18 protein-coding genes, 1 tRNA gene and 1 riboswitch are annotated in these 24,088 nt (G+C 73.3%); of the genes, 4 read left to right on the top strand and 15 right to left on the bottom strand.

Annotation, left to right across the window (positions count from 1 at the left end; all coding sequences use genetic code 11):
- Window position 1 precedes the first annotated feature (1 nt).
- Both ACIQF6_RS27130 and ACIQF6_RS27125 read right to left on the bottom strand, forming a co-directional pair.
- Window positions 2–1,825, bottom strand: a complete 1,824-nt coding sequence (locus ACIQF6_RS27130; RefSeq protein ID WP_400899752.1) for a DEAD/DEAH box helicase — start codon at window positions 1,823–1,825, stop codon at window positions 2–4.
- A gap of 184 nt (window positions 1,826–2,009) precedes the next feature.
- Window positions 2,010–3,077, bottom strand: a complete 1,068-nt coding sequence (locus ACIQF6_RS27125) for a sigma factor-like helix-turn-helix DNA-binding protein (RefSeq protein WP_400899477.1) — start codon at window positions 3,075–3,077, stop codon at window positions 2,010–2,012.
- Window positions 3,078–3,326: 249 nt separating this feature from the next.
- Here ACIQF6_RS27125 and ACIQF6_RS27120 point away from each other — a divergent pair, with 249 nt between their 5' ends.
- The gene (locus tag ACIQF6_RS27120) at window positions 3,327–3,818 is read left to right on the top strand and encodes an SsgA family sporulation/cell division regulator (protein WP_400899475.1); all 492 of its coding nucleotides are present in this window, start codon (window positions 3,327–3,329) and stop codon (window positions 3,816–3,818) included.
- A 24-nt stretch (window positions 3,819–3,842) separates the two neighbouring features.
- Here ACIQF6_RS27120 and ACIQF6_RS27115 read toward each other — a convergent pair whose 3' ends face one another.
- Window positions 3,843–4,463 carry a class F sortase gene (locus ACIQF6_RS27115; protein ID WP_400899473.1) on the bottom strand — a complete coding sequence of 207 codons (621 nt, stop codon included), beginning with the start codon at window positions 4,461–4,463 and terminating at the stop codon, window positions 3,843–3,845.
- Window positions 4,464–4,554: 91 nt separating this feature from the next.
- The gene (locus ACIQF6_RS27110; protein WP_400899471.1) at window positions 4,555–7,071 is read right to left on the bottom strand and encodes a phosphatidylglycerol lysyltransferase domain-containing protein; all 2,517 of its coding nucleotides are present in this window, start codon (window positions 7,069–7,071) and stop codon (window positions 4,555–4,557) included.
- A 286-nt stretch (window positions 7,072–7,357) separates the two neighbouring features.
- Between ACIQF6_RS27110 and ACIQF6_RS27105 the strand changes: the two genes are divergently transcribed.
- The gene (locus ACIQF6_RS27105) at window positions 7,358–8,674 is read left to right on the top strand and encodes a hypothetical protein (protein WP_400899469.1); all 1,317 of its coding nucleotides are present in this window, start codon (window positions 7,358–7,360) and stop codon (window positions 8,672–8,674) included.
- Window positions 8,675–9,207: 533 nt separating this feature from the next.
- On the opposite strand, the gene ACIQF6_RS27100 is transcribed toward ACIQF6_RS27105, so the two are convergent.
- Together ACIQF6_RS27100 and ACIQF6_RS27095 are read right to left on the bottom strand one after the other, a co-directional pair.
- Window positions 9,208–10,647 (bottom strand): MFS transporter, encoded by a 1,440-nt coding sequence (locus tag ACIQF6_RS27100; protein ID WP_400899467.1) that lies wholly within the window; start codon window positions 10,645–10,647, stop codon window positions 9,208–9,210.
- Between the two features lie 91 nt (window positions 10,648–10,738).
- A complete protein-coding gene (locus tag ACIQF6_RS27095; protein WP_400899465.1) occupies window positions 10,739–11,053 on the bottom strand; it encodes a DMT family transporter in 315 nt (104 codons plus the stop codon).
- A 33-nt stretch (window positions 11,054–11,086) separates the two neighbouring features.
- Window positions 11,087–11,153, bottom strand: a riboswitch (guanidine-III (ykkC-III) riboswitch).
- Window positions 11,154–11,428: 275 nt separating this feature from the next.
- On the opposite strand from ACIQF6_RS27095, the gene ACIQF6_RS27090 reads away from it, so the two are divergent.
- Window positions 11,429–11,500 (top strand) — tRNA-Cys (locus tag ACIQF6_RS27090).
- A gap of 232 nt (window positions 11,501–11,732) precedes the next feature.
- Here the strand turns inward: ACIQF6_RS27090 and ACIQF6_RS27085 are convergent.
- The 9 genes from ACIQF6_RS27085 to ACIQF6_RS27045 form a co-directional block, all read right to left on the bottom strand.
- On the bottom strand, window positions 11,733–13,265 hold the full coding sequence (locus ACIQF6_RS27085; RefSeq protein WP_400899463.1) for a WXG100 family type VII secretion target: 1,533 nt from the start codon (window positions 13,263–13,265) through the stop codon (window positions 11,733–11,735).
- A gap of 1 nt (window position 13,266) precedes the next feature.
- Window positions 13,267–13,596 (bottom strand): hypothetical protein, encoded by a 330-nt coding sequence (locus tag ACIQF6_RS27080; RefSeq protein WP_400899461.1) that lies wholly within the window; start codon window positions 13,594–13,596, stop codon window positions 13,267–13,269.
- A 131-nt stretch (window positions 13,597–13,727) separates the two neighbouring features.
- Window positions 13,728–15,089 (bottom strand): S8 family serine peptidase, encoded by a 1,362-nt coding sequence (locus tag ACIQF6_RS27075; protein ID WP_400899459.1) that lies wholly within the window; start codon window positions 15,087–15,089, stop codon window positions 13,728–13,730.
- Window positions 15,090–15,301: 212 nt separating this feature from the next.
- Entirely contained in the window at window positions 15,302–17,620 is a 2,319-nt protein-coding gene (locus ACIQF6_RS27070; protein WP_400899457.1) for a xanthine dehydrogenase family protein molybdopterin-binding subunit, read from the bottom strand.
- A complete protein-coding gene (locus tag ACIQF6_RS27065) occupies window positions 17,617–18,744 on the bottom strand; it encodes a 2Fe-2S iron-sulfur cluster-binding protein (RefSeq protein WP_400899455.1) in 1,128 nt (375 codons plus the stop codon). The genes ACIQF6_RS27070 and ACIQF6_RS27065 overlap by 4 nt, the downstream gene beginning before the upstream one ends.
- On the bottom strand, window positions 18,741–19,637 hold the full coding sequence (locus tag ACIQF6_RS27060; protein ID WP_400899453.1) for an FAD binding domain-containing protein: 897 nt from the start codon (window positions 19,635–19,637) through the stop codon (window positions 18,741–18,743). Before ACIQF6_RS27060 ends, ACIQF6_RS27065 begins: the two co-directional genes overlap by 4 nt.
- Window positions 19,638–19,858: 221 nt before the next feature.
- Complete coding sequence (locus ACIQF6_RS27055; protein ID WP_400899451.1) at window positions 19,859–21,490, bottom strand: beta-N-acetylhexosaminidase; 1,632 nt, start codon at window positions 21,488–21,490, stop codon at window positions 19,859–19,861.
- A gap of 70 nt (window positions 21,491–21,560) precedes the next feature.
- Window positions 21,561–21,836, bottom strand: a complete 276-nt coding sequence (locus tag ACIQF6_RS27050) for a DUF3039 domain-containing protein (protein ID WP_030459614.1) — start codon at window positions 21,834–21,836, stop codon at window positions 21,561–21,563.
- Window positions 21,837–21,896: 60 nt separating this feature from the next.
- Window positions 21,897–22,475, bottom strand: a complete 579-nt coding sequence (locus tag ACIQF6_RS27045) for a YqgE/AlgH family protein (RefSeq protein WP_400899449.1) — start codon at window positions 22,473–22,475, stop codon at window positions 21,897–21,899.
- Window positions 22,476–22,693: 218 nt separating this feature from the next.
- Between ACIQF6_RS27045 and murA the strand changes: the two genes are divergently transcribed.
- The gene (murA, locus tag ACIQF6_RS27040) at window positions 22,694–24,049 is read left to right on the top strand and encodes a UDP-N-acetylglucosamine 1-carboxyvinyltransferase (protein ID WP_400899447.1); all 1,356 of its coding nucleotides are present in this window, start codon (window positions 22,694–22,696) and stop codon (window positions 24,047–24,049) included.
- Window positions 24,050–24,088 lie beyond the last annotated feature (39 nt).

Raw genomic sequence — 24,088 nt, 5'->3', positions numbered from 1 at the left:
GTCACCCCTGGGTGGCCCACTCCCGAATTTTCCCGATCCGCGCCTTCAGCTGGTTGGCCGTGGCCTGCGCGGTGAGCGGCCCGCCGCACTGGCGGCGCAGCTCGTTGTGGATGGTGCCGTGCGGCTGGCTGGTGCGGTGGTGCCAGGCGGCGACCAGCGCGTTCAGCTCCTTGCGCAGCTCGCGCAGCTCCTGATGGGTGACCACCGGGCGCTCGTCCGCGGGGAGCTCCAGCAGGTCGGCCTCCTCGGCGGGACGGCCCTTGGAGCGCTGGATCTGCCGGTGCTGGCGCTTCTGCAGCAGCATCTGCACCTGGTCGGGTTCGAGCAGGCCCGGGATGCCGAGGTAGTCCTCCTCCTCCTCGCTGCCGGGGTGCGCCTGCATGCCGAACTCCATGGCGTTGTACAGCACCCGGTCGAAGACCGCCTCGCTGCCCAGCGCCTCGTAGGAGAACTCCTCGCTGCCGGTGTCCGGCCCGTCATTGGCCTTCTCGGCCTCGGCGAGCAGCCGGTCCTCCTCGTCGAACAGGCCCTCGCCGTCCTTCTTCGGGCGGTCCAGCACGTGGTCGCGCTGGAGCTCCATCTCGTTGGCGAAGCCGAGCAGCATCGGGATGGTCGGCAGGAACACCGAGGCGGTCTCGCCGCGCTTGCGGGCCCGGACGAAGCGACCGACGGCCTGCGCGAAGAACAGCGGGGTGGAGATCGAGGTGGCGTACACGCCGACGCACAGCCGGGGCACGTCGACGCCCTCGGACACCATGCGCACCGCGACCATCCAGCGCGAGGTGCCCTCGGCGTAGTCGGAGATCCGCTTGGACGCCTCGTTCTCGTCGGAGAGCACCAGCGTGACCTTCTCGCCGGAGATCTCACGCAGCATCTTGGCGTAGGCGCGGGCCACCGTCTGGTCGGTGGCGATCACCAGGCCGCCGGCGTCCGGGATGCCCTTGCGGACCTCGGTCAGCCGCCGGTCGGCGGCCTGCAGCACCGCCGGGATCCACTCGCCCTGCGGGGACAGCGCGGTGCGCCAGGCCTGCGCGATCAGGTCCTTGGTCATCGGCTCGCCGAGCCGGGCCTCCAGCTCGTCGCCGGACTTGGTGCGCCAGCGCATGTTGCCGGAGTAGCTGAGGAAGATCACCGGGCGGACCACGTGGTCGGCGAGCGCGTGCCCGTAGCCGTAGGTGTAGTCGGCGACGGACTTGCGGATGCCGTCGCTGCCCGCGTCGTAGGCGACGAACGGGATCGGGTTGGTGTCCGAGCGGAACGGCGTACCGGTCAGCGCGAGCCGGCGGGTGGCGGGCTCGAACGCCTCGAAGCAGGCCTCGCCCCAGGACTTGGAGTCGCCGGCGTGGTGGATCTCGTCCATGATCACCAGCGTCTTGCGGGCCTCGGTCCGGTTGCGGTGCAGCATCGGGTTGACCCCGACGCCCGCGTAGGTGACCACGATGCCGTGGAAGTCCTTGGACAGCGGGCCCGAGGAGTACGCCGGGTCCAGCCGGATGCCTATCCGGGCGGCGGCCTCCGCCCACTGCTTCTTCAGGTGCTCGGTGGGCGCGACCACGGTGACCTGCTGCACCAGGTGGTTGTGCAGCAGGTAGGACGCCAGGGTCAGGGCGAAGGTGGTCTTTCCGGCGCCCGGGGTGGCGACCGCCAGGAAGTCCCGGGGCTGCTTCTCGATGTACTTGTCCAGCGCGCCCTGCTGCCAGGCGCGGAGCCTGCCCGCGGTGCCCCAGGGAGCACGGCCGGGGAAGGCCGGGGAGAGGTGTGCGGCGGCGGAGGTGCCGGTGGGACGGGGGTGGTGGCTGTCGACGTGCGAGAACAGCGGGGCCATCGAGGAGGAGGCGGCGGTAGTCACGGTCTCCGAACGGGGTCGTCGCAGGTCAGGGCCTGTGCAAGGCCCGTCTCCCGCGGTCGGCGGGCGGTCGTGGAACCCGCCCAGCCTAGCCCCTTCCGAGGGTCGGACCGCGGCGACAGCACCCGCCTGTGGCGCGCGTCCCACTCCCGTCGCGCGGCGCTCACCACACCTTCACGCGGCACGGTCGGCCGTTCACGGTGATCGCTTCCGGGGCGGTGTACGGGTGCGTCACGGCGCCGGTGGAGCCGGCCCCCGGGCCGGTGTCGGGCGGCGGCGCGGCCGCGCTGCGGGGCAGCACCGCGCCGCCCTCCTCGCGGCCCCGGCCGGAGCCAGGCCGGAGCGCCACCAGCCGCTCGCCGTCGTCGGTCGGCCAGCGCAGCGTCCGGCCCCCGGGCGGGCGGTCGGAGGTCCTGCGGACGGTCGGCCACGCGGTGAACCGGCCCCCGCCCTGGGCGGTGATCCGGTGGCCGACCTCGCACACCGGCTCCCGCGACCCGCCGCCGCCCGGCGAAGCCGGCACCAGCACGCCCAGCAGCGCCATCACGCTGCCCACCAGCCCGGCCAGGCCCCGGTTGACCCGGCGCAGCAGGGCGAGCCGGCCCCGGCAGTCCGCGCAGTGCGGCAGGTGCCGTTCGACCCGCTGCTCGGCCCGCCGTCCGGCCCGGCCCCGGGCCTGCCCGGCCAGCGCCTGCCAGTGCCCGGCGCAGGACGGGTTGCGCGGGCGGCCCGGGTAGTCGCGCAGGTACGCCAGCCGCAGCCCCTCGCGGGCCCGGTGCACCAGCACCGCCGCCGCGCCGCGCCGCACCCCGAGCCGGGCCCCGATCTCGCCGGGCGGCAGCCCCTCCACCTCGGCCAGCCACAGCGCGTGCGCCCACCGCTCGGGCAGCTGGGCGAGCAGCCGCCGCATCCGGTCGATCTCGGCGATCCGGGCGGCCGGGTCGCCGCTCTCCCCGCCGGGCACGTCCGGCGCGGCCCGTTCGCGCACCGGGACGGCGGCCAGGTGGCGGACGGTGGTGGCCAGGTACGCCCGCGGGTCCTCGATCAGCTGCCCGGCGGCCAGCCGCCGCCACACCCGCAGGTGGGCCTCGGCGACCAGGTCCTCGGCCAGCCAGCGGTCGCCGCCGGTGAGGACGCCGGCGTAGCGCAGCAGCCCGCGCTGGTGGCTGCGGTAGAGCTCGGTGTACGCGGCGAGCGGTGGGCTTCCGGCCGTCCGCACTGCTGGCTCCACGATCTCGTCCTCCCCTGGCCCGGCCGGACCGGCGGCGGCCCGGTCGGCTCCCGCGATCCTGCCCGGAAAACCGGGCGTATGCCCACAACACCCCCACACCGGGCGACCGTTATATCCGATTGATCCCTGCCGCTGTGGCGCAGATCACTCAAAAGAATTGCAAAACCGCTGTAATCCCACCCACTCCTTCCGACTCTTCAGTCACGGAAGGCGACACCGGTCGCACCCCCACACTCCGGAGGAATCGTCGTGTCCGCAGCCCCCGCACCGGTCGAACAACACACCCAGGCCCGCCTGATCCTCGGCACCCACCGCTCCGCCCTGCTCCGGGTCACCCTGCGCTACCGCGCCGAGGACCCGCTGGCCGTCCGCATGCTCTTCCCGGCCGAGTACGCGCTGGACGCCGACCCGTACGACCCCAACGGACCGATCGACCCGCACGATCCGTTCGACACCGCCGCCTCCGACGACCGGTCCGCCCCCGACATCGAGTGGGTGTTCGCCCGCCAGCTGCTCTCCGCCGGCCTGGACCGGACGGCCGGCGAGGGCGACGTCCGGATCCGGCCCTCGTTCGGCATGCGCACCATGGTCGAACTGCGCTCCCCCGAGGGCGTCGCACTGCTCCAGTTCGCCCGCTCCGACCTGCGCCGCTTCCTGTGGCGCAGCCAGCTGGCCGTCCCGGAGGGCCAGGAGCTGCGGCACCTGGACTGCGACCGGGCGCTCGCCGAGCTGCTGGCCTGAGCCCCGCCGGAGGTGGGCGGACCTTCAGGCCCGTCGCGTGCGCACCAGGTGCGCGTAGACCACCACGTTCCCGTCCCAGCCGCCCTCGCGGGTGTAGGCGCCCCCACAGGTGATCAGCCGCAGCTGGGCGTCGGGCGTGGCCGCGTACACCTTGACGTCGGGGAACTCGCGCTTCGGGTAGACCTCCACGCCGTCCACCTGGAACCAGGCGGTGGCCCGGTCGGCCCGGGCGACCTCCACCTGGTCGCCCCGGCGCAGCGCGCCCAGCCGGTAGAACACCGCCGGGCCGTGCGCGGTGTCGACGTGCCCGGCCAGCACCGCCGTGCCGCTCGACCCGGGGGCCGCGCCGCCCCGGTACCAGCCCGCCAGGTTGCCGTCCGCCTCGGGCGGCGGCTGCAGGCGGCCCGCGCCGTCCAGTCCCAGCTGGCCCACGGGGGCGTCCACGCCCAGCGCCGGGATCCGGACCCGCACCGGCGGCGAGGACGGCAGCGGCGGCACGGCGGGCCCGACCGGCGTCCCGTCGTAGGCCTGCGCGGCGACCGGGGCCGGCGGCAGCGCGCCCAGCACGCCGCCGTGCAGCAGCCACGCCCCCGTCACGATCGCCCCCGAGGCCAGCGCCGCCCCGCGCCACGCCCGCTCGCCCACCGCACCCTCCAGTCGCGCCGAACCGTTCCGCCCAGTCAACCGACCGCTGCCCGGCCCGGCACGCCCGGCGTTCCGCCCGGGTGATCCGCCCTCAGGGCCGGCCGCGGCGCAGCCGGGGGCGGGTCAGGAAGCCCTCGGCGAGCGCGTTGGCCAGGCCGATCGCGGGCAGTTCGGAGGCCTTGTCGTACAGCACGTACCGGGGCTGCCAGTCCGGGCGGTAGCGGGCGTTGGCCCGGTACAGCGACTCCAGCTGCCACCAGCGCGACAGGAACCGCAGCACGCCGCGCCACAGGCGCAGCACCGGCCCCGCGCCGAGCCGTTCCTCGAACACCTCGCGGAACATCGCGAAGTTCAGCGACACCCGCCGCACCTCGGGCTCGCCGCCGTCCCGGGCGTGTTCGAGCAGCCGCGCCACGGTGTACTCGACCAGCCCGTTGTCGGACTCCCGGTCGCGCCGCATCAGGTCGAGCGACAGGCCGTCCGAGCCCCACGGGACGAAGGACAGCAGGGCGGCAGTCCGGCCGGCCTCGTCGCGGCACTCGGCGACCAGGCAGTCGCCGTCGGCGGGGTCGCCGAGCCGGCCGAGCGCCATCGAGAAGCCGCGCTCGGTGCGGCCGTGCCGCCAGGCGTCGGCGATCCGCACCAGGTCGGCGAACTCCTCGGCGGGGATGTCCCGGTGACGGCGGATCACCACCCGGTACCCGGCCCGCTCGACCCGGCGGCAGGTCTGCCGCAGGCCGCGCATCTCCCGCCCGTCCAGGGTGAACCGGGCCGGCTCGACCACCGCCTCGTCGCCGAGGTTCAGCGCCCGCAGCCCCGCCACCCGGGCGTACACGGTGCCGCCCCGCTCGCCGGCGCCGGTGACGGCGGGGATCCAGGCGTGCGCGCGGGCCTGCCGCTGCCACTCCTCGATCGCCTGCGGCCAGGCCTCCGGGTCGCCGATCGGATCGCCCGAGGCCAGCGCCACACCGTTGACCACCCGGTAGGCGACGGCGGCCTTGCCGCTCGCCGAGAAGCACAGCGACTTGTCGCGGCGCAGCGCGAAGTACCCGAGCGAGTCCCGCCCGCCATGCCGCGCCAGCAGTCGACGCACCTTCAGTTCGTCCTCGGGGCTCTGCTGCTCGGCGCCGCGCGGGGAACGCAGCAGGATCCGCAGGGTGAGCAGCAGCAGCGCGGTGCCGAGCAGGTTGACCGCGACGTCGATCCAGCGCGGCACGTCCACGCCGGTGACCCGGACGACGTGCGAGAGGGTGACCAGCCGCAGCAGCGCGTACCGGGCGGCCTCGCCCCAGTCCGGCACTCCCCCGGTGTGCCAGAGCCGGACGGCGACCGCGCCGAGGCCGGTGAGCAGCGCCCCGCCGGCCACCAGCACCGCGGTCGCCAGCGGCAGGTTCCCCCGTCCGCCGCGCACCTGGAACACCGGGCGGCTCAGCAGCAGGGCCAGCAGCACGGCGAGGGTCAGCCCGGCGGAGAACCAGTTGAACGGGTGCGCACGGTACTCGGGGAAGGCCAGCGCCAGCCCGTACAGCACGGCGTGCGCCAGGACGACCACCAGCGCGGCGATCCAGGCGGCGCGTTTGCGGCGGCGCAGCATCACCGCGAGCAGACCGGCCAGCAGCGCGGTGGTGAACCCGGAGGTGACCAGCGCGGGCGTGAAGTACTCGCCGCGGTCGACCCGTTGGACCTGCGCGCGGAACGGGGCGACGACCGCGCCGAACAGGTCGATCACGGTGACGATCCGCAGGTACCAGCGGGCGAAGGCGGCGCAGCGCAGCTGCCGGCGCGCGGGCTGCGGCGCCTCGACGGCCGCGGGCGGCGGCGCCACCGGCGCCGCCGCGGCGGGTTCGACGGCCTCCACGGGTTCCAGGTCGGCGTCGGGGCTGCCGGCCAGCAGGTCGTAGACGGTGGTCTTGGCGGCGACCAGGCGGCGGTGGATGCGCTCCTCGCGCCGCTCGGCGCGCGCCAGCCGGCGGGGCCGCGCCCGGTAGCGCCAGCGCGCCCACGGACTCTGTGGCCGGGCCAGCCGCACCGCGCCGACCAGGGCGAGCGGCCAGAGCATGATGCCGAGCAGCCCCGTCCAGGTCTTGCCCTTGAGCAGGCTGACCACCACCAGCGCGAGCAGCCCGCAGGCCCCCGCCAGGGTCGGCCCGTCGGGGTGCCGGGCGAAGCCGCCGAGCGGGAGCTCGCCGAGCAGCAGCAGTCCGATCATGGCGACGGCGAGCATCACGGCGTCCACCGAAGTGCGTCCCTGGGTGGACCAGTAGACGTCCTTCAGATGCAGCACCAGCGCGAACTCGTCCAGCACCAGTCCGCAGCCGACCCCGAACCCGAACCCGAGCACGTTCCACCAGGAGCCGCCGTCGCCGCGCACCGCGAACGCGGCGACGCCGCAGATCAGCAGCATGGCCTGGCCGAACACCACGTGGTGGATGTGCAGCCCGCCCGGGGTGACGTTGCCGGGCCACCAGCGGACCTGGGCGCGGATCAGCCGGGTGCTGATCCGGATGAACAGGAACGACAGCACCAGGCCGAGCAGCAGCAGGAACAGCGGCTCCCGTCCGGTGTCGACGATCCGGTCCCGGTAGGCGTCCAGCAGCGACTGCCACATCGGCGGGTGCGACCTCCATGTCCAGGGTCCGATCCGGTCCGTGCCATCTGATGCCAGCTCAACTGTCCGATGCCGGTGCCGCACCGGCCCGGTGCGCCGAACAGGTGAGCCTTCCGGCCCGGCGTCCCTCGGTCATCCGTACCCAGGGCCGTGCTTACCGGCACGACACGGCGGCCCGTGCGATGCTGAGGCGGACTCCCCCGGACGACGCACCGTTCATTCCAGCTGATGGACCGTCCCTCCGGCCGGTGCCTTCCCCTTACTCCCTGGTGAACGGATGTGAGACATGGACGCCCTCTCCCGCAGGACGCTGCTGGCCGCCGGTGCGGCGACCGCCGCCACCCTCGCGGCCGGCTGCGCGAGCACCACCTCCGGGAGCGAGGGCGGCGCCGCCCAGCCGGCCCGGGCCGACGGCCTCGCCACCACCAGCAGCCCCAGCGCCGTCCCCAAGCCCCCGGCCACCCTGATCGGCGACGGCTCCACCTCCGACACCGGCCCCCAGCCCAACCAGCCCAACCCGGAACCGCTGGAACCCGGCCAGAAGCCCCCGCAGTTCGTGGTGTTCTCCTGGGACGGCGCGGGCGAACTCGACGACCACCTGTTCAGCCGGTTCCGGGACCTCGCCAAGGACCACAATGCCACCATGACGTTCTTCCTCTCGGGCATCTACACCCTGCCCGAGTCGAAGAAGTCCATGTACCACCCGCCGCAGCACCAGGTCGGCGCCTCCGACATCGGCTACCTGAGCGACGAGCACATCCGCGCCACCATCGAGCAGATCAGCGCCGCCTGGCTGGACGGCCACGAGATCGGCACCCACTTCAACGGGCACTTCTGCGGCGCCAACGGCGGCGGCCGCTGGTCCCCCGAGGACTGGGACAGCGAAATCCAGCAGGCCATGGACTTCGTCATGAACTGGAAGACCAACACCGGCATCACCGACCTGCCCGCGCTGCCCTTCGACTACCGCAAGGAACTGATCGGCGGCCGCACCCCCTGCCTGGAAGGCCAGCGCGGCCTGCTCCCCACCGCCGTCAAGCGCGGCTGGAAGTACGACAGTTCGGGCCCCGGCGGCCTCCAGATGTGGCCGCAGAAGTTCGCCGGCGGCGCGCTGTGGGACATGCCGCTGCAGTCCATCCCGTTCCCCGGGCACAGCTTCCAGGTGCTCTCGATGGACTACAACATCATGTACAACCAGTCCGGCGACAACACCAAGGGCGACCCCGGCCGCCGCGCCTTCTGGCAGACCCAGGCCCGCGACTCCTACCTGGCCGGCTTCGACCGCGCCTACAACGGCAACCGGGCGCCGTTCATCATCGGCAACCACTTCGAGGGCTGGAACGGCGGCATCTACATGAACGCCGTCGAGGACGTCCTGAGGGCCATCGCCGACAAGCCCGAAGTCCGGATGGTCTCCTTCCGGCAGCTGGTCGAGTGGCTGGAGGTCCAGGACCCGGCCGTGCTCAAGAAGCTCCAGGCCCTCACCCCCGGCCAGAGCCCCGACGCCGGCTGGAGCAACTACCTGGGCGGGGCAGGCACCGCAGCCTCCGCCCCCGCCGCCACCACCCGCCCGAGCGTCCCCCCGGTCTCCGGCGGAAAGTAGCCCCCCGCACGGGACGCCCGGCCCCTCCGTCGGACACCCCACTCCTCCCCCCGGGCCCTCGGCGCAACCGCCGGGGGCCCGGCCCTCCGCCCGGGCACTCTTCCGTCGGACTCTCAGCCCTTCGCCCGAGCCGTCGTCCCTCCCGCCAGGGGCCCGTCCTCCCGCCAGGCACCCGGCTCCCCTACCGAAGGCGCAGGCCCTCGCCCCGGCCACGGCGACACTCTCCCGTCGGACGCTCAGCCCTCCGCCCGCCAGGGCCCGGCTCGCTCCGCCCGAGCCCGTCACTCCGCGCCCGGACCACCAGGTCCCCCGCCGGACGCCCCGCTCCCCGGACCCTCGACTCCCCGCCGAAGGCTCAGCTCTTCGCCCCCGCCCGCGGCGCTCTCCCGTTGGGCGCTCAGCCCTTCCCCCCCCCGGGCCATCCACCCTCCCGCCAGGGCCCGGCTCGCTCCGCCCGAGCCCGTCACTTCGGCCGAACCGTCAGGCCCCCACCGGACGCCCCGCTCCCGGACCCTCGACTCCCCGCCGAAGGCTCAGCTCTTCGCCCCGGCCACCGCGGCCCGGCCGGAGAGCGCGGCGCCGAGCAGTGCGACCACCGGCATGATCAGGAAGACCGCGGCGAACGCCCCCGCCGGCAGCGCCGAGTCGCGGGCCACCGCGCTCACCGCCCCGCCGCCCAGCGCCGCGAACAGCACGCCCGCCAGGCCGGTCAGCAGGACGTTGCCCAGCGCGTCGCTCAGCTGCAGCGCGGCCGAGTTCTCACCGGTCTCCTCCGGTGCGGACAGCTTCATCATCAGCACGCTGATGCTGGCGATCGCGAGGCCCATCCCGACGCCGCCGACCGCCCAGGCCGCCGCCGTCACCCAGACCGGCACCGACGAGAACAGCACCAGCGCCGCCGCGCCGATCGCCACCGCGGTCAGCACGAACCCGTACCGGATCATCGCCCCCCGGTAGCGCTCGGCACCCGGTCGGCCCTGCAGCCACGACCCCAGCGCCCAGGACAGTCCGCCCGGTGCCAGCGTCAGGCCCGCCATGGTCACCGACAGTCCGCGCTGGGTCTGCATCATCAGCGGGATGAACAGCTCGGACGCGAAGAACGCGCCCGCCGCCAGCCCGCGCAGCAGGATCACCGTCGGCAGGCCGCGGGCCGCCCGCAGCGTCCCCTTCGGCAGCAGCCGCAGCACCGCCGGACCGATCAGCGCCACGCCGGCGGCCGCCGGCAGCAGCGACCAGCCGTCCAGCCGCTGGCCCGCGTACTGCAGCAGCGCCGCGCCCACCGCGACCATCGCCGCGTCCCGGGTCCGCCGCCAGTCGTACGGCTGCACCTGCAGCGGCGGCTGGCGGCGCTCGGAACGGCGCAGCGCCGGGCCCATCACCGCGAGCGGCAGCAGCACCAGCGCCGGCACCGCGAGGAACACCCAGCGCCAGCCGAGGTGCTGGGTGACCGCGCCGGAGATCACCGGGCCGAGGATGGACGGCAGCACCCAGGCCGCCGAGAACGCGGCGAACACCGCCGGGCGCAGCCGCTCCGGGAACGCCCGGCCGACCACCACGTACAGTGCCACGATCACCAGTCCGCCGCCCAGGCCCTGCACCGCCCGGCCCGCGACGAACATCCACATGTTCACGGCGGTGCCGGCGGTCACCAGTCCAGCCGCGAACACCGCGATCCCGGTGAACAGCGGCACCAGCGGCCCGCGCCGGTCGCACAGCTGCCCCGACACCACCATCGCCAGCAGCGTGGTGGTGAAGTAGGCGGAGAACGCGAACGCGTACAGGGCGATGCCGTCGAGCTGCTGGGCCGCGGTCGGCATCGCGGTGTTCACCGCGGTCGCCTCGAAGGCCAGCAGCAGCACCACCGAGACGATGCCCAGCGTCAACGCCCGCCAGGGGCCGCTGAGCACACCTCCCGTGCCGTCGTCGGGTATCTGCTGCGGTGCTGCCGTTTCGGCCGGGGAGGTGGTGGTCACCTCGATATGGTAAGTGCCGTCCTGCCAGTTTGATCCTGACCCTTCGGCGAAGCGGAACCGCCGCCACCGGCCCGGGACCTCGGCCGTTTCCTCAGTGCAGCACCTTCAGCCCCACCACTCCGGCCAGGATCAGCACCAGGCAGGTGATCCGGGCCGCACTCACCGCGTCCCCCATCGCCACCATCCCGTAGAGCGCCGTCCCCACCGCGCCGATGCCCACCCACACCGCGTAGCCCGTCCCCAGCGGGATCGACCGCATCGCGTACGCCAGCCCGCCCATCGACAGGGCCAGCGCCACCCCGAACACCACACTCGGCACCAGTCGGGAGAACCCCTTGCTGGCCTCCAGGGCCACCGCCCAGACGGTCTCCAGCACACCGGCCACGATCAGAACCACCCACGCCATGACGACGAACTCCTCGCAGTAGTCGAACCACCTACCGCGCCGTCTTGTCATGCCGGGTACGACGCACCTCGTCCGGGACGGGCCACCAGCACCCGCCTCGTTCCCGACCGTAGCACAGCGCCGCCACACGGAATTCATGAATGAATTCTCGCTTTCCGTTGACGCCGCCCCGATCCTGCCCGCTATAGTGAATTCACCGGAACGAACCGGAGCAGCCCACGACGACAGGAGAAGGCGATGAACAGGAAGCCGGTGGCCCTCGCAGCGCCCCGCACCTGTGCCCCCTGTCCCGGCTGCCGGTGTTCCCTCTCCTGTTGCGCCTGACCGCAACCTCCCGCGCCGCCAGGCTGGTTGACGCCTGCGCGCACCCCTCACGACCGTGTGCCCGAGTGGTTCAGGGAACCGTCTGCAAAACGGTTTACACGGGTTCGATTCCCGTCACGGTCTCTTCCGGAATTCACCGGGCGCGATTTATGCACCGCCGCGCCCGGTGAATTCCGCTGCCATTTTCCGGCCCGGAATTTCCGCTCGACTGCCGCCGGGATTCCGCTCGGCCGCCGCTCGGCCGCCACTCCGCTGCCGCCCGACTGACGCTCGGACTCCCGGCGGAACGGCGGCGGGCGCCGGTGACGATCCCCCAGGACCATCACCGGCGCCCGCCGCTCCCTGCTACCGCCTGCTACTCGATGACCGGCGGGTTCGCCGTGCCACCGCGCCAGGTCTCCTCGTCCTCGATCAGGTAGTCGGGACGGTGACCCTCGGCCTTCTTCTTCCGGTTGGCGCTCCCGGAGCCCGGCGCACCGTGCATCCCGTTCGCACCGCCCTGTCCGGCGCCGCGGCCCTTGCCGATGCCCGAACCGCCCTCGGTGAACGCCCGGCCACCGGCACCGCCGGCCTTGGCGCCGCCGATCGTGCCACCGGCCTTGCGCACCAGGCCGCTGCCGCTCTTCCCGCCGGCACCGCCCTTCGCGCCACCGGCACCACCCATGCCGCCGCCGTGCATACCGCCGGCGCCACCGGCACCGGCCGCACCACGACCGCCCGCAGCACCCGCGCCGCCGGCACCCGCGGCCCCGGCCCCACCGGCCTTGCCCGCGCCACCGACACCGCCGGCACCGCCGACCTTGCCCGCGCTGCCACCGCCGCCGAGCCCACCGGTCCCGAGCCCGCCGGTACGACCACCACCGGACCCGCCGCCACCGGGCAGATACCCGCCGCCGCCGGCACCCGGCACGTAGCCACCGCCACCGCCGAACCCGCCACCGCCACCGGCCCCACCGCCGCCACCACCGGGCCCCGGCAGAGTCCCAACCCCACCGGGCAGCCCACCATTGGGCCCACCAGGCAGCCCACCGCCACTCTCAGGCGGCGTCCACCCGTCCAGCCCCGTGGACGGCGGGTTCCACTGCTGCCCCGGATTGATCGGCGGCAACGTGTGCGAGGGCGGCGTCGGATCCACCTGCCCCGGAGACCATGGCGTCTGCTGCCCCGGCCCCTGGGGCGGGGTGTACCCGGGCGGAGTCGACGGCAGGTCCTTGGGGTGTCCCTCGGGGTACTTCGGCATCGGCGAGCTGGGAGGGATCTGGTTGGGCGGGGGGCTGGCCTGCGGCGGGGGCGGGTAGGCCTCAAGGCCGCCGTCGTAGTCCTTCTTCGGCGGGCTCTCGAGGTAGCTCGCCGCCTCGGCGTACTGAGGGCCGAGGTGCTCCATGACGCCGATTGCGTACTGATGGGCGACCTCGGTCGCCGACAGGTCATGAGCGTTCTTGTTCACCGCGTCGATGCGGTTCATCCCCGAGGCGAGGTCGCGTTTGAAGCCTTCGTCGGAAGAGGCGAAGCCGTCGTTGAGGGTCTTGCCGACCCGGTCCATGAAGCTGGGGACCTTGATCTGCGACATCGTCGACTTGGTCTGCTGCAACGCGGTTGCCGCATAGTCCATGGCGACCGAGGTGTTCTGCGCATGTGCAGCGGTGTTGGTCAGGCTCTGCTGGATCTGACCGCCCTTCTGCGCAAAACCCTGGGACGCAGCGCCTTCCCAGTGCGTGGTGGCGTGCTGGACCGCCTGCTGCAAGTCCGCAGCGACCTGGGTCAGCTCCTGGTGAACGCTCTTCCAGTGCTCTCCGACGTCGCGGATCTGCTGCGGGCTGGAGTGCCCGACCATGTCCTTGAGCGGGATGAGGGCGTAGTGGTCGAACGAACTCTTGCGTGAGGCCATGTCACACCACCTTCGGGCTCAGCTGGTTCATCTGCGCCTGCTTCTCGAGCTCACCGCCGGTGTATGCGGCATGAGCGGTCTGGGTCTTGTCGCCGTACTCGTTGATCAGCGCGTCAAGATCCGAGATCGTCTGGGTCAGGAACGCCTGCATCTTGCCGTGCGCTTCGTACAGCGCTTGCGCCTCGACGAAGTCGCCGCCGAAGGCATCCCGGGGGATGTCGGTCTTGTACTTCGCATTGGTGCCACACGTGCTGATGTTCTGCTGGAGGGCCCGCAGTCGTTTGACAACTGCCTCCAGCTCATCCGGGTTTACGCGGAATCCGTCGGACACGAGGCCCTCTCCCCCTGGAGTGTCGAAACTTCCCCGTGGTAGCGCTCTGGTGGGTGGGCTGACCGTTTAACTCAGAGCGTTCGATCGTATCGCGTTCGGAGGGCGCCTTGACACGCCCTTGACGCGACTGATTACTGCCCCTGGTAAGGGTTCTGATAGGGCGTCGGCGGCTGCGGCGGGTAGCCGGGCGGCGGCTGCTGACCGTACTGCGGAGCTCCGGGCTGCTGGCCGTAAGGCTGCTGCTGGACAGGTGGCCAACCCTGCGGAGCGCCGTACGGAGCCGGACCACCCGGCTGACCGGGCATGCTCTGCGACCGGTTGCGCCGTCGGCTGGCCGTCGCCACGATCGCGAGGACCACAATGAGCAGCACCACTGCGCCACCGATCACACCGAGGATCAACGGCACGGCCGAGTTGGACGACTGCTTCAGCTCAGGCACCGCTGCCGGGTCGCCCGGCCCGGCCCCGGGGTCGGCGGGGCTTCCATCACCAGCAGTCGCCCCGGCACCGGCTGCGGGACTTGAACCGCCGTCGTTCACGCCGGCCGGAAGCGCAAGAGGCCCTTGGGCCGACCCCGCCGGAATGTCCATCGTCAGCGCTTCGTAGGGACGCACGACGCCATAGCCGTAGTGCGCGTCGGGAAGCTTGCTCGCACCAGCGGGCTGCGACGCCGACTTGACCAACCGCTGTGCGACCTGCCCAGCCGTCAGCTTCGGGAACTTGGCGCGCACCAGCGCCGCAGTGGCGGCAACGTAAGGAGCCGCGAAGGAGGTGCCGTCACCCATGCAGTACTGGCCACCGCTGCATCCGCCTGCGGAGACAATGCGCACACCCGGTGCCGAAAGAAGCACCTGCGGACCGAAGTTGGACTTCGCCCAGATCTTCAGGTCCTGAGAGACTGCGCCGACCGCGAGAACCCCCGGGTCCGCAGCGGGGTACCCCACCGAGCTTCCGTCGTTTCCCGTGGCAGCCACAATCAGGACATCGTGCTCATAGGCGTAGGCCACAGCGTCACTCTCGCGGGCGCTGGTCGCCGGCCCGCCCTGCGAAATGTTGATCACCTTCGCGCCGTTGTCGACCGCCCACTTGATGGCATCAGGGATCCCGTCCCGGTCCCCGGCACCGGTCTTGTAGATGGGCAGGATCTTCACCCCGGGAGCCAAGCCCACCACGCCGTCGGCGTGGCCGGTGCCATGGCCCTGGCCGGCGATCAGGCTCGCCACCCCGGTGCCGTGCGGGTCGGAGGTGTCCGTTTCGTGGCCGCCGCCGCTCGGGTCGTACCCGGGCAGCACATGGCCCGCGAGGTCCGGATGGTTGGGGTCCACTCCGCTGTCGATGACCGCGACGGTGACCCCCTCGCCATTGGTGATCGACCACACCTTGCTGAGGTCGAAGTACTGGTTCGCCCATTGCCCGTCACGAACCTGGTCCGCGGACGCCGCCGGCAGTCCTGCCAGCAGGAAGCCCGCGGTCAGTGTGGTCGCGCCGAGCACGCGCGTGAGTCTCGTCAGCCTCATCAGTACCCCGTCAGTCGAGTGACAGCCCGTTCGTTCTCGCAACGCCCCCGGAACGCAGGACAGTCCGATCGTATCGCCCGCCCCGGCCCGTGCGCAGACCCCCGGTGACGGGGCGACTTCATTTCGCCTGCCGTGACCGGCCGCTGCAGCAAGGCTTCTGATGCAGCGTCCGCTGCGGCAGGGGCCCATCAGGCGAGCGTCGCGTCCTCCGGGAGGATCGGCAGTCGGCCGACCGGGAGGCCGGTGGCGGCGCGGACGGCGGCGGCGACGGCGGCGGGGGCGACGACGGCGGGGGCGGCGCTGACGGCTTTGGCACCGAAGGGGGCGACGACGTCGCGTTCTTCGAGGAGGGCGGCGATGCGGATGTCGGGGGTGTCGAGGGCGGTGGGGAGGCGGTAGCCGGTGAGGGAGGCGTTGAGGGGGATGCCGTGTTCGGTGCGGAGGTTTTCGAGCAGGGCGAGTCCGACGCCCTGGGCGACGGCGCCCTCGATGCGGTTCTCGATCTGGCGGGGGTTGAGGGCCCGGCCGACGTCCTGGGCGACGGTCATGTCGACGACGCGGACGGCGCCGAGTTCGATGTCGACGTCGACGACGGCGCGCATCGCGCAGAAGGCGATGGAGACGAAGGCGTCGCCCTGGCCGGTCTCGGGGTCGAGGGGTTCGGTGGGGTGCGGGCGGCACTGGGCGGTGGCCCAGAGTTCGCGGCCTTCGAGGGCCTGGCTGACCGGCATGCCGAGCACGCCGTCGTACGAGGTGATCTTCCCGTCGCTGATGGTGAGCAGTTCGACGGACATGCCGAAGTCCGCGGCGATCGGCTGCAGCATCTGGTGACGGACCATCAGCGCGGCCCGCTCGACCGCGCCGCCGGACACCCAGGTGTGCCGGCCGCGGGCGGCGGGGCCGGCCGCGGACTGGTCGGAGTCGACCGGCGCGATGTACACCTCGCTGACGCCGAGGACGGACTGGACGATCTGCCGGGCGAGGGTGGCGAAGCCCTGTCCGGAGTCGACGGCCGCGCAGATCACGGTGGCGTGGTCGCCGGAGACCCGGACGGTCGCGGTGGCGACCTCGTCCTCGCCCTCGGCGCCGAGCATGTGCACCATGCCGACCGCGTAGCCGATGCCGCGCCGCACCGCGGCGGGGTCGCCGGCGCCGCCCGGGCCGCCGGGCAGCAGCCAGTCGGCCTCCGGGTCGTCGAGCGGGAGGGCGGGCAGCGGGGAGTCGGCGAGCGCGTCGAGCAGCGCGGTGACGGGGGCGGGGCAGGTGACGGCCTGGCCGGTGGGCAGCGGGTCGCCGGTGGACATCGCGTTGCGGCGGCGGATCTCCAGCGGGTCGACGCCGAGCTGCTTGGCGAGCTGGTCGAGCTGCGACTCGTAGGCGAAGCAGGTCTGGAGGGCGCCCTCGCCGCGCATCCGGCCGGCCGGCGGGTTGTTGGTGCGCACCGCCCAGGCGTCGACGAAGACGTTGGGGCAGGTGTAGGGGCCGACCGAGAACGCGACGGCGGCGGCCAGCGCCTCCGCGGAGACGTCGGCGTAGGCGCCGCCGTCCAGCAGGATCTGCGCCTCGACCTTGACCAACTTGCCTTCGGCGTCGGCGTGGTGGCGGTAGCGCAGCAGCGCGGGGTGCCGGCTGGTGTGCGCCTGGAAGGACTCCGCACGGGTGAGGGTCATCTTGACCGGGCGTCCGGTGCGCAGCGCGAGCAGCGCCAGGGTGACCTGGAAGGAGAGGTCCTCGCGGTCGGTGGTGGCGCCGGGCACGCCGGTGACGACCAGGCGGACCCGGTCGGGGTCGAGGCCGAGGCAGGCGGCGGTGCGGTCGCGGTCGCCGTGCGGGTCGGTGGAGGACAGGTGGAGTTCGACGCCGCCGTCGGGGCGGGGCACGGCGAGGCCGGCCTCGGCGCCGATCGGGGCGGGGTCCTGCCGGCCGACCTGGTAGAGGCCCTCGACGACGACCTCGCCGACCGCGTCGGGGTCGCCGGTGCGCAGCGGCAGGTGGCGCAGCAGGTTGCCGTCGGGGTGCAACGGCGGGGCGTGGAAGGCGACTTCGGGGTCGGTGACGGGTTCCAGGACCTCGTACTCGACCAGGATCGCGGCTGCGGCGAGCCGGGCGGTGTCGGGGTGGTCGGCGGCGACGGCGGCGACGGGTTCGCCGTGGTGGCGCACGACGTCGGAGGCGAGCACCGGCCGGTCGGCGACGACGGGGCCGGCGGGTGCGCCGTCGGCGCTGCCGTCGGGGCCGGCGGGCAGGTCGGCGGCGGTGACCACGGCGTGCACGCCGGGGACGGCGAGCGCGGCGGAGGTGTCGATGGAGACGATCCGGGCGTGCGGGTGCGGGGAGCGCAGCACGGCGCCCCAGAGCAGTCCTTCGGCCCACAGGTCGGCGGCGTACGGGTAGATGCCGAGGGCCTTGGGGAGGGCGTCGGTGCGCAGCGGGGAGCTGCCGAGGCCGGTGGAGCCGGTCTCGTCGTCCGCGGGGGCGGCCGCCGGGAGGTCGGTGGCGGAGGTCATGCGTTCTCGTCCTCGGGGAGCCTGATGCCGTGGGCGGGGGTGGCGTCGTAGCCGGGGTACTGGTGTCCGTAGCCGTCGGTGGCGTAGACGGTGCCGTCGTAGACACCCGCGTCCGGCTGGGGGACGCCGTGCGGCGGCGTGCCGTCGTAGACGCCCGGGTCCAGGTGCGGGACGCCGTGCGACGGGGTGCTGTCGTAGACGCCCGGGTCCAGGTGGGGGACGCCGTGCGGCGGCGTGCTGTCGTAGACGCCGCCGTCCAGGTGCGGGACGCCGTGCGGCGGGGTGGGCAGGTACGGGGTGCCCTGGGCGGGGGTGCCGTAGCCGGTGGTGTCGGCGGCGGTGCCGTGGGCGGGGGTGGGTTCCCAGCCGGCGGGGGTGGCGGGCCACTCCTGGACGGGGGGCTCGGCCTGGGCCTGCTGGGGGATCAACTGGTCGGCCTCGTGCCAGAGTTCGGAGTCGGCGTAGAGCGGGAGCTCGCCGGCCAGCGCGAGGTCGGCGAAGGACTGCTCGGTGGCCTGCGGCGCCGGGGCCGGCCCGGCGGATGCCGCGGCGGGGGCGGCGGCCGCGGCCTGTTCGGCGGCGTCGAGTTCGGCTTCGAGGGCGGCTTCGCGGGCCTCGGCGACGGCCTGGACGGCGGCCAGCGCGCCCCGGTAGCCGGTGCAGCGGCACAGGTTGCCGCACAGTGCCTGGCGGGCCTCGACCTCGCTGGGCCGGTGGTTGCGCTGCAGCAGGTCGTGGACGGCCATCGCGAGGCCGGGGGTGCAGTAGCCGCACTGGACGGCGCCGGAGTCGGCGAGGGCCTGCTGGACGTCGCTGGCGCCGCCGTTGCCGGACAGGCCCTCGACGGTGTTGATCTCGCTGTCGGCGGCGAGCGCGGCGGGCACCAGGCAGCCGTTCACCAGTTGCCCGTCGACCTGCACCGAGCAGGCCCCGCACTCGCCCTGCTCGCAGCCGTCCTTGGCGCCGGCCAGGCCGAGGCGTTCGCGCAGTACGTACAGCAGGCTCTCGCCGATCCAGGCGTCGCTGACGGGCCGTTCGACGCCGTTGACGCGCAGCGTGTACGAGGCGGTGGGGCGCACGTCGCCGGTGAGCGCTCCGGGGTGGTTCAGCAGTTCGTCGGTCACTTCAGCGCCCTTCCCAACGCCCGGCGGGCCAGCACGGCTACGGTACGCCGCAGGCGGGCGCCCGCCGGGCCCGCCCCCTCGCCGCCGGCGGCGCCCTCGGGGACGCAGGCGCCGGCCACGTATTCGCCGAACGCGACGAGCGCGGCGGGGTCGATGAGGACCGCGCCGTCGGCGCCGCGGGCGTCCCAGTCGATGCAGCCGGCCACCCAGCTCTCGGCCTCCAGCGGCCGCAGCGGGACGGGGGCGACGGCGCCGACGGCGCAGCGCACGCCGCGCCGGGCGGGGTCGAGGACGAGGGCGACGGAGGCGGCGGCGCGGGACGGGCCGCTGCGGCCGGTGGACTTGAGGAACACCTGCGGGGCGTGCAGCAGCGGCACCCGTACCCAGGTGAGCAGTTCGCCGGGGCGCAGCGGGTCGAGTCCGGTGAGCAGGTGGCTGATCGGCACTTCGCGGACGGTGCCGGGCCGGGCCAGGGTGGCGGTGGCTTCGAGGGCGGCGAGCACCGGGAGGGTGTCGCCGGCGGGGGCGGCGGTGGCGATGTTGCCGCCGAGGGTGCCGACGTTGCGCACCTGCGGGGGGCCGGCGGTGCGGGCGGCGTCGGCGAGGGCGGGGATCAGGGCGGCGAAGTCGGGGCGGTCCATCCGGGCGTGGGTGAGGCCGGCGCCGAGGACGGCGGTGCCGCCGTCCTCGTAGCGCCAGCCGCGCAGTTCGGTGATCCGGCCGAGTCCGATCAGGGCGGCGGGCCGCAGCCGTCCGCCGTTGACGGCCTCCATCAGGTCGGTGGCGCCCGCCACCGGCACCGCCCCGGGGGTGACGGCCAGCGCTTCGACCGCCTCGTCGACCGAGGCCGGCATCATGATCGTCCGGTTCACCAGGTTCCCACCGTGCTCCATTTGCAGTGCGGCCTGCCGCCCGTAGGGTACGGGCGATCGGTGCGGGTTGGGCAACTCTGGCACACAAAGACCGCTGATCATTTACGGGGCCGCGGACAGGTCCGAACAACTCGGGACAACTCCGGTCGCGAACGCGCACGAACGCGACCGGACCGATGTCCAGATGATCCGCTGCTCACTTGATCTTGACGTGGCGGCCGCGCCCGGAGTTCCGGTACGTCCTATCCGACGGCGGGTCCGGCGCCGGGACGCCCGTCCAGCGGCCGGCCGACGATGCCGGGCTTGCGCTGCCAGGGGCGCGGGCCCTCGGGTCGGCGGTACTCGATGCCGAGGGCGTCCAGCCGCGGGTAGTGGCCGGACATCCGGGCTTCGAAGCCCGCCCAGTCGCGCGCGTCGGGGTCGCGCGGCAGGTCGGACCAGGCGACCTCGGCGAACGCGGCCAGCCGCGGGAACACCTTGTAGTCGACGTCCCGGCCGTCGAGCATGAACTCGGTCCAGATGTTGGCCTGGGTGCCGATGACGTGCCGGGCGGCCTGCTCGTCGAGCTGCGGCGGGACGGGCTCGAAGCGGTAGACGTCCTCCAGCGAGCGCACCCAGCCGACCGGGACCGGCTCGTCCTCGCCGCCGTCCTGCCGGTGGTCGAGGTAGACGTGCTGCTCGGGGCACATCACCACGTCGTGCCCGGCCTGCGCGGCGGCGATGCCGCCCTCGTAGCCGCGCCACGAGGAGACCGCGGCGCCGGGGGCGAGGCCGCCCTCCAGGATCTCGTCCCAGCCGATCAGCCGGCGGCCGCGCTCGGCCAGCCAGCTGTCGAAGTGCCGGATGATGTGGCTCTGCAGCTGGAACTCGTCGCTCAGCCCGAGTTCGGCGATCCGGGCCTGCGCGGCGGGGCTGGCCTTCCACTGGTCCTTGGGGCACTCGTCGCCGCCGAGGTGGACGAAGGTGGAGGGGAAGATCTCCAGCACCTCCTCCAGCACGTGCTCGTAGAACCGCAGGGTGGCCTCGGAGGGGTTCAGGATGTTCTCGCTGACGCCCCAGTCGGTCCAGGTGCCGAGCGCCGCGGTGTCCACCACGTCGGTGTTGCCGAGTTCGGGGTAGGCGGCGATGGCGGCCTGGTTGTGGCCGGGCAGGTCGACCTCGGGGACGACGGTGATGTGCCGGGCGGCGGCGTAGGCGACGATCTCGCGCAGGTCGTCCTGGGTGTAGAAGCCGCCGTGCGGCTGGTCGTCGCGCCGCCCGCCGGCCCGGTAGCCGACCATCGACCGCTCCCGCCAGGCGCCGGTCCCGGTGAGCTCCGGGTAGCGCTTGACCTCGATCCGCCAGCCCTGGTCGTCGGTCAGGTGGAAGTGGAGGACGTTCAGCTTGTGCGCGGCCAGCTGGTCGATGAAGCGCAGCACCCCGGCCTTCGGCATGAAGTGCCGGGAGACGTCCAGCAGCGCGCCGCGCCAGCCGAACCGGGGCGCGTCGTGGATCTCCACCGCGGGAACCGTCCAGCGCGCGCCGGGCAGCGGGGCGGTGCGGTACGCGGCGGGGCCGAGCAGCTGGCGCAGCGTCTGCGCGGCGTGCGACAGGCCCGCGGCGGCGCCGGCGGTGAGCCGCACCGCGTCCGGGCCGGCGCTCAGCCGGTACTCCTCGGCGGCGAGGGCGTCGTCCAGCGCGAGCACCAGGTCGCCGTCCTGTCCGGCGGGGGCCGGGTCCAGGTCGAAGCCGGTGGCGGCGGACAGCTCGGCGCGCAGTCGGCGGGCGACGCCCTCGGCGCCGGGGGCGGCGGCGATCCGGGTGCCGGCGTGCAGCTCGAACGGGGCGGTGTCGGCGGGGGTCTGGACGTGCAACGGGGCAGGGATGAGGTCCATGCGCCTCATCCTGCCCCGGTTCACCCCGATTGGCATAGACCACTCGGGGGCATCCGCACCGACCGGACGGTCAGTCCTTCTTGTCGTCCCCGCCCGGGTTGTTCAGCCCGTCGAAGATCTCCTTGCACATCGGGCAGACCGGGTACTTCTTCGGGTCGCGGCCGGGCACCCAGACCTTGCCGCACAGCGCCACCACGGGGGACCCGGAGAGCGCGCTCTCCATGATCTTGTCCTTCTGGACGTAGTGGGCGAAGCGCTCGTGGTCGCCGTCCCCGTGCGAAGTCTGCGGGACGGGCTCGACCAGGGTGCCGGTGCCGAGGCCGCGCTCGGGCTCAAGAGTGCTCATGGGTGCCAAGTCTATGGGGGCCGCCCGGAACCCGGCCACCATGCGGGAGCCGCCCGCCGGTCAGTTCATCGTCGGGTCGTCCGGGTAGGTGGCGAGCATCGCCAGCGGCCCGCGCTGACGGCGCAGCACGGACCGCCACATCCGGTCCGGCTCGGCGCAGGAGACGTCGCCGGCCTCGCACTCCACCGGGTACCAGGCGCCCTCGGCGATCTCCTGCTCCAGCTGGCCGGGCGACCAGCCCGCGTAGCCGGCGAACACCCGCATGCCGCCGAGAACCCCGGCCAGCACCTCCGGCGGGGCCTCCAGGTCGACCAGGCCGATCGCCCCGTGCACCCGCCGCCAGCCGAGCGGCCCCGGGTGGGTCTCCTCGCCGGGCACCACGGCGATCGCCAGCGCCGAGTCCAGCGCCACCGGCCCGCCCTGGAACACCACCGCCGGATCGCCGGCCAGTGCCGCCCAGCCGTCCAGCACGGCGGCCACGTCCACCGGGGTGGGCCGGTTGAGGACCACGCCGAGCGCCCCCTGGGCGTCGTGGTCGAGCAGCAGGACGACCGACCTGGCGAAGTTCGGGTCCGTCAGCACGGGCGTCGCCACGAGCAGTCGGCCGGTGAGCACGGGGGCCGCTTCCATGCCTGCCATGATGCCTCCCGACGGGGCCCGCGGGACACCCGGCAGGCCGTGGACAGCACCACCCGTCCGGCGCAATGGCGGTGCCGCTCGGCACCCCTTACAGCATGATCACCAATAGGGCACACGGGAACCAATCGCCCACCCTCTACCATCTATGAGGTGGCGAAGGGCCGTTCCCTCAGCTCCGCAGCCGAAAACCTCCCCTGCGCACCCGGATTGCGAGAACGATGACCGACGACGTCCTGCTGGTCCACGGCGGAAACCCGCTCGAAGGCGAGATCCAGATCCGCGGCGCCAAGAACCTGGTCCCCAAGGCCATGGTCGCCGCACTGCTCGGCCAGGGCCCCAGCAGACTGCGCAGCGTTCCGGACATCCGGGACGTCAAGGTCGTCCGCGGCCTGCTGCAGCTGCACGGGGTCACCGTCCGCACCGGCGACGAGGAGGGCGAGCTGATCCTCGACCCGTCGCACGTCGAGAGCGCCAACGTGGCGGACATCGACGCGCACGCCGGCTCCTCGCGCATCCCGATCCTGTTCTGCGGCCCGCTGCTGCACCGCCTCGGCCACGCGTTCATCCCGGGCCTGGGCGGCTGCGACATCGGCGGCCGGCCCGTCGACTTCCACTTCGAGGTGCTGCGCCAGTTCGGCGCGACCATCGAGAAGCACCCGCAGGGCACCTACCTGGTGGCCACCCAGCGGCTGCGCGGCACCAAGATCGAGCTCCCGTACCCGTCGGTCGGCGCCACCGAGCAGGTGCTGCTGACGGCGGTGCTCGCCGAGGGCGTCACCGAGCTGCGCAACGCCGCGATCGAGCCGGAGATCGTCGACCTGATCTGCGTGCTGCAGAAGATGGGCGCGATCATCTCGCTGGGCACCGACCGCACCATCCTGATCACCGGTGTGGACGAGCTCGACGGCTACACCCACCGGGCGCTGCCGGACCGCCTGGAGGCGGCCTCCTGGGCGTGCGCCGCGCTGGCCACCAAGGGCGACATCTACGTCCGGGGCGCCGAGCAGATCCCGATGATGACCTTCCTGAACACCTTCCGGAAGGTCGGCGGCGCCTACGAGATCGACGACGCGGGCATCCGGTTCTGGCACCCGGGCGGCGAGCTCAAGGCGATCGCCCTGGAGACCGACGTGCACCCGGGCTTCCAGACCGACTGGCAGCAGCCGCTGGTGGTGGCGCTGACCCAGGCCACCGGCCTGTCGATCGTGCACGAGACGGTGTACGAGTCCCGGCTGGGCTTCACCGGTGCGCTGAACCAGATGGGCGCGCACATCCAGCTGTACCGCGAGTGCCTGGGCGGCACCCCGTGCCGGTTCGGCGCGCGCAACTTCAAGCACTCCGCGGTGGTCTCCGGCCCGTCCAAGCTGATGGGCGGCGAGCTGGTCATCCCCGACCTGCGCGGCGGCTTCTCGTACCTGATCGCGGCGCTGGCCGCCGAGGGCACCTCCACGGTGCACGGCATCGACCTGATCAACCGCGGCTACGAGAACTTCATGGACAAGCTGCGCGACCTGGGCGCGCACATCGAGCTGCCGTCGGACGTCGAGCCGGCCGAGGTCCAGCTGACCGCCTGACACACGGGCGCCAAAAGGCCGGTGGCCGGTCTCCCCTCG

The organism is Kitasatospora sp. NPDC092948 (genome assembly GCF_044754805.1).
Classification (GTDB): domain Bacteria; phylum Actinomycetota; class Actinomycetes; order Streptomycetales; family Streptomycetaceae; genus Kitasatospora.
Note: the sequence above shows the minus strand (reverse complement) of the source record. Positions and strands in the feature narration are given on the sequence as shown.